The sequence below is a fragment of the Immundisolibacter sp. genome (genome assembly GCF_041625615.1).
GTDB lineage: Bacteria > Pseudomonadota > Gammaproteobacteria > Immundisolibacterales > Immundisolibacteraceae > Immundisolibacter.
The window spans coordinates 1-5,566 of record NZ_JBFJTF010000139.1; the positions used below are offsets into that span (position 1 = coordinate 1).

A 5,566-nucleotide genomic window follows, 5' to 3' on the forward strand; every position below is an offset into this window, starting at 1 on the left:
GCGCCGGCACCATCACGGTCGCCATCGGACCGGTCATCGAGACGGCCGACCGTGACCCGGCAGCCGTTCTGTCGGATGCCGAAAACTGGATCGAATCGATGCAGGAAAGACTGGACAACACGGCCCTGAGCCGTTGACAAAGAAATATGTTTAGTACACTGGTGGCCGACCTCGCAGCCGGTGGTGACCGGATAAACCCTTTCATCCAAGAAAGCGCGTACCCGCTACGCAGGAGCCAGACACCAATGAAACTCAAGAAAACGTGTTTCGCCCTCGCCGGATTGTCACTCGTCAGCGCAGGCGCCGTTGCCGGCGACCTGGACGACCGCTGGTACCTGTCGGCAGGCATCGGCTATGCCTTCGGTGATGATGACCGTGAACTGCCCGGCATGGGCTGGGACGTGGACGGCGCACCCGCGGCGTTCGTCGGTGTCGGCAAGGCCATCAATGAATGGCTGAACCTGGAGTTGAATCTCAAGGGCCACCAATTCGACCTGGGCAGCAACAACGGCAACTGGAATCAATACGGTGCCACGCTGGATGGCCTGTTCTTCTTCAACCGGAATCCCGGCTTCGCGCCCTATGCGGTACTCGGTGCCGGCGCCCTGCATTCGGACACCCCCGGCGACAACGAGACCAGCCCGGTGGTCGAGGCCGGTCTGGGCGTGATGCGCATGGTGAACGACGACGGCGACACACTGCGCGCCGAGATCCGGCACCGCTGGGATTTCTCGCCCGACCTGGACCTGCCCGGTGGCAACGACACCTTCAATGACTGGCTGGTGATGGTCGGCGTCACGGTGGCGCTGGGCGAACGTCCCGCCAAGCCGGTGCCGGTGGCCGTGGTCGAGCCCGCGCCGACGCCCGCTCCGCCGCCGCCCGCACCGGTCACCGAAGTGGTCGTACTCAAGGACGTGTACTTCTGCTTCGACTGCTACCACCTGTCGGACGAGGCCAAGCACAAGCTCGACGAGAATGCGCTGGCGCTGATCAACAAGCGGCCCAAGGCCACCTTCGAGCTGGCCGGCCACACCGACTCGATCGGCACCGAGACATACAACCTGCGGCTGTCGCAAAAACGCGTCGACAGCGTGCGCGACTACCTGATCGAGAAAGGCGTCGACGGCACGCGCATGACCGCCAAGGGGTATGGCGAGAGCCAGCCGGTGGCCGACAACAGTACTGCTGCCGGCCGCGCCCAGAACCGACGCGTCGAACTGCGCATCACCGAATAGCCGCCGTCGCCCACCCACCCCCACGGTGCAAGCGGCCATGTGTAACGTGCCTCAGCACATGGCCGCGCATTTGGGCTAGGCTGCACAGTTAAAGCGTAGGCGCACGAAACCTGGGCCGGCGCATCGCGTCAGCGATGATTGCCCCCTCATCCAAAAACGAGGTCTCACATGAACTTAAAACAACAGGCAATTCTGGCCGCCAGCCTCACCGCGCTGTGCGGCGCCGCCGGCGCCCAGGAACTCGACACCCGCTGGTACCTGTCCGGCGGCCTGAGCTACACCTTCGCCGACGATGAGCGGGAAGACATCGCCCCGGGCATCGACGTAGACGACGCACCGGGCGGCTTCGTCGGCATCGGCAAGGCGGTCAACGAATGGCTGAACCTGGAGCTGAACCTGAAGGGCCAGCAGTTCGACCTGGACAGCGCCGGCGAATGGAAGCAGTACGGCGGCACGCTCGACGGCCTGTTCTTCTTCAACCGGAATCCGGGCTTCGCGCCGTTCGCCGTGCTGGGTGTGGGCGCCCTGCACACCGACATCTCCGGTGGTTTCGACGAAACCTCCACGGTGGTCGAGGCCGGCCTCGGCTTCATGCGCGACATCGACGATGACGGCGCCAAGCTCCGCGTGGAGGCCCGTCATCGCTGGGACTTCGCCGACCTCGACATGCCCGGCGTCGATGACACCTTCGGTGACTGGGTCGTGATGGCCGGTGTCAGCATTCCGATCGGTGCCCGTCCGCAGGCCGCACCGGCGCCGCGCCCGGTGGCCGAGGTGGTTGCGCCGCGTCCGGTGCCCACGCCGGAGCCGACGCCGGTCACAGAAACGGTGGTCCTGAAGGGCGTCAATTTCTGCTTCGACTGCGACACGCTGTCCGAACAGGCCAAGAGCACCCTCGACGGCAACGCCATGGCCCTGATCAACAAGCGGCCGAACGCCACCTTCGAGATCGCCGGCCATACCGACAGCATTGGCTCCGACAGCTACAACCAGGACCTGTCACAGCGGCGCGCCGTGAGCGTGCGCAACTACCTGGTCGACAAGGGCGTCGACGCGGGCCGCATGAGCGCCAATGGCTACGGGGAGAGCCAGCCGGTGGCCGACAACAGCACCGAAACCGGTCGGGCACAGAACCGCCGTGTGGAGCTGCGCATCACCGAGTAACGCCTCCTGGCCGGGCCCGCGCCCGGCCCGTTCCCTGCCACGAAACCCGCGCTCCGCCGCGGGTTTCGTGCTTTCTGGACCCGTGCCGGACTACCATCGGACAACGCCCTGACACGGGCGTGTTCACACCAATGAAGTCAGGAGGAGTCCGCATGTCATCGAACACCTACGCCGGCCTCAAAGACCGCGTGGTCATCATCACCGGCGCCGGGCAAGGCATCGGCCGCGCCTATGCCAAGCACTTCGCCGCGCAGGGCGCCATCCCGGTGATCGCCGAGTTCAACGCCGATGCCGGCCGCCGCGTCGAGGCGGAAGTAAAGGCCGAGGGTGGCCAGGCGCTGTTCGTCGCAACCGACGTCGCCGACGAGGCATCCACCCAGGAAATGGCGCGGGCGACGCTGAACGCCTTCGGGCGCATCGACTGCCTGATCAACAACGCCGCCGTGTTCTCGCGCATCACCATGGCACCGTTCTGGGAACTGCCGGTGGACGAGTGGCGACGCGCCATGGACGTCAACATCACCGGCTCCTTCCTGTGCGCACGGGCGGTCGTGCCGACCATGCAGGCACGGCGCTTCGGGCGCATCATCAACATCTCGTCGGCCACCATGATCATGGGCCGCGAGAATTACCTGCACTACATCACCTCGAAATCGGCCATGGTCGGCATGACACGCTCCATGGCGCGCGAACTCGGCCAGTGGGACATCACCGTCAACACCTTCTGGCCGGGGGTCACCAAGACCGAAATCGAGCGCCCGTCCGTGCCGAACGAGGTGTTCGAGCGCATGACACAGATGCAGTCCATCAAGCGGCTGACCCACACCGACGACCTGGCGCACGGCGTGATGTTTCTGTGCTCGGACGATGCCGGCTTCATCACCGGCCAGAGCCTGCAGGTGGACGGCGGGCTGACCTTCATATGAGCGGTAGCGGCCGGCCACCTGAACCGGTGGCCGGCCGGGGCGCTGAGACGGTGGTACAGTGCGCGCCACCTGCACGGGCCACCGTGGCCCCAACCCCAGCCGAGCCATGCCGCGCGAACTGACTATCGCCCTGGCCCAGATGAACTGCCTGGTCGGTGACATCTCGGGTAACGTCGACAAGATCATCGAACTGGCGGCCACCGCCCGCCGTGAACACGCCGCCGACCTGGTGGTCTTTCCGGAGCTGGCCATCACCGGCTACCCGCCCGAGGACCTGCTGCTGCGCCCGGAGTTCATCGAGCGCAGCGAGGCCGGGCTGGAACGCATCCGCCGCGCGGTCGGTGGCATCGCCGTACTGGTCGGCTTTCCGCACCTGCACAAAGGCGAGCTGTACAACGCCGCCGCGGTGCTGCGAGACGGCGAAACGCTGGCGCTGTACCACAAGCACCTGCTGCCCAACTACAGCGTGTTCGACGAAAAGCGTTACTTTCGCGCCGGCAGCCGGCCGGCCGTGTTCGAACTGCACGGCGTGCAGGTCGGCCTGACGGTGTGCGAGGACATCTGGGGCCCGGCGCCGATGGCGCAGGCCGTGCGCGCCGGCGCGCAGCTGGTGGTCAACATCAACGCCTCGCCGTTTCATGTCGACAAACAGGCCGAACGCGAGGCCGTGATCCGCGAGCGCATCGCCGTCAGCCCGGTGCCGGTGGTGTACGTGAACATGGTCGGCGGCCAGGACGAACTGGTCTTCGACGGCGGCTCGCTGGTCATGGACGCCCAGGGGCGCATCACCCAACGCGCACCGGCCTTCGAGGAAGGGTTGTACCTGACGCGGTTGCGCGTGGGCCGCACGGGTGTCGAGCCGCTGCCGGACACCGTGACTGAAACCGATGGCCTGGCCGGCATCTACCAGGCGCTGGTCACCGGCGTGCGCGACTACATCGACAAGAACCGCTTCGCCGGCGCCATCGTCGGCCTGTCCGGCGGCATCGATTCGGCGCTCACCGTGGCGATCGCCGCCGACGCGCTCGGACCGGACCGGGTCCATGCGGTGATGATGCCCTCGCCCTACACCTCGGACATGAGCCTGGAAGACGCGCGCGCCGAGGCAGAGGCCCTGGGCGTGCACTACAGCACCATCTCCATCGCCCAGACGGTCGACAGCATCGAGCGCGCCCTGGCGGACGAGTTCACGGGCTCCACCCGGGACGCCACCGAGGAGAACATCCAGGCGCGCGTGCGCGGCGTTCTGCTGATGGCGCTGTCCAACAAGACCGGCAAACTGGTGCTGACCACCGGCAACAAGACCGAGATGGCGGTCGGCTACGCCACCCTGTACGGCGACATGGCGGGCGGCTTCGCCGTCATCAAGGACGTCCCCAAGCTCCTGGTGTACAAGCTGTCGCACTACCGCAACACCCTGTCCGCGGTGATTCCGGAACGGGTGCTGACACGTGCGCCGTCTGCCGAGCTGCGCCCGAACCAGACCGACCAGGACAGCCTGCCGCCGTACGACATGCTGGACGCGATCCTGGAACTGTACATAGAGCAGGATCGCTCGGCGGAAGACATCGCCCGCGCCACTGGCGCCAGCCTGAAGACCATTCGCGAGGTCATCGCCATGGTCACCCGCAACGAATACAAGCGCCGGCAGGCGGCCCCCGGCGTGCGCATCAGCCAGCGCGCCTTCGGTCGCGACCGGCGCTATCCGATTACCTCCGGCTTCAAGGAGCCGCGCGGCGGCTGACGGCCGGCGCCTACCCAGGCCGCGGCGCTTCTGGTATAAAAGCGGCCTTTTTTCTGGTCGGCGTTGATGCCGGCCCGATTTGCGGAGAATTCCATGTCCAGGGTCTGCGAGGTCACCGGCAAAGGGCCGATGACCGGTAACAACGTGTCGCACGCCAACAACAAGACGCGGCGGCGCTTTCTGCCCAACCTGCAGCGCCACCGCTTCTGGGTCGCCAGCGAGAACCGCTACGTCTCGCTGCGCCTGTCGCGTCAGGGCATGCGCATCATCGACAAGAAAGGCATCGAAACCGTTCTGGCCGAGATGCGTGCCCGCGGCACCAAGGTTTAAGGAGACGTTTCCATGCGCGAGAAGATCAAGCTGGTCTCCACTGCCGGAACCGGGCACTACTACACGACGATGAAGAACAAGCGCAACACGCCGGACAAGATCGAGCTGCGCAAGTTCGACCCCAAGGCGCGCGCCTACGTGACCTACAAGGAAGCCAAGATCAAGTA

6 protein-coding genes are annotated in these 5,566 nt (G+C 65.9%); all 6 read left to right on the forward strand.

The window, feature by feature from the left end; genetic code table 11:
• Positions 1-245: 245 nt before the first annotated feature.
• Positions 246-1,235: an OmpA family protein gene (locus ABYX71_RS10020; RefSeq protein WP_372696358.1), complete on the forward strand. Its 990-nt coding sequence runs from the start codon at positions 246-248 to the stop codon at positions 1,233-1,235.
• Between the two features lie 168 nt (positions 1,236-1,403).
• Complete coding sequence (locus ABYX71_RS10025) at positions 1,404-2,399, forward strand: OmpA family protein (RefSeq protein WP_372696359.1); 996 nt, start codon at positions 1,404-1,406, stop codon at positions 2,397-2,399.
• Between the two features lie 152 nt (positions 2,400-2,551).
• Positions 2,552-3,325 carry an SDR family NAD(P)-dependent oxidoreductase gene (locus ABYX71_RS10030; RefSeq protein WP_372696360.1) on the forward strand — a complete coding sequence of 258 codons (774 nt, stop codon included), beginning with the start codon at positions 2,552-2,554 and terminating at the stop codon, positions 3,323-3,325.
• A 106-nt stretch (positions 3,326-3,431) separates the two neighbouring features.
• Positions 3,432-5,069 carry an NAD+ synthase gene (locus ABYX71_RS10035; RefSeq protein ID WP_372696361.1) on the forward strand — a complete coding sequence of 546 codons (1,638 nt, stop codon included), beginning with the start codon at positions 3,432-3,434 and terminating at the stop codon, positions 5,067-5,069.
• A gap of 93 nt (positions 5,070-5,162) precedes the next feature.
• Positions 5,163-5,399, forward strand: a complete 237-nt coding sequence (rpmB, locus tag ABYX71_RS10040; RefSeq protein WP_372696362.1) for a 50S ribosomal protein L28 — start codon at positions 5,163-5,165, stop codon at positions 5,397-5,399.
• 12 nt (positions 5,400-5,411) lie between these two features.
• Positions 5,412-5,566, forward strand: a 155-nt coding sequence (gene rpmG, locus ABYX71_RS10045) for a 50S ribosomal protein L33 (protein WP_300129333.1), incomplete at its 3' end; no start/stop codon positions are given.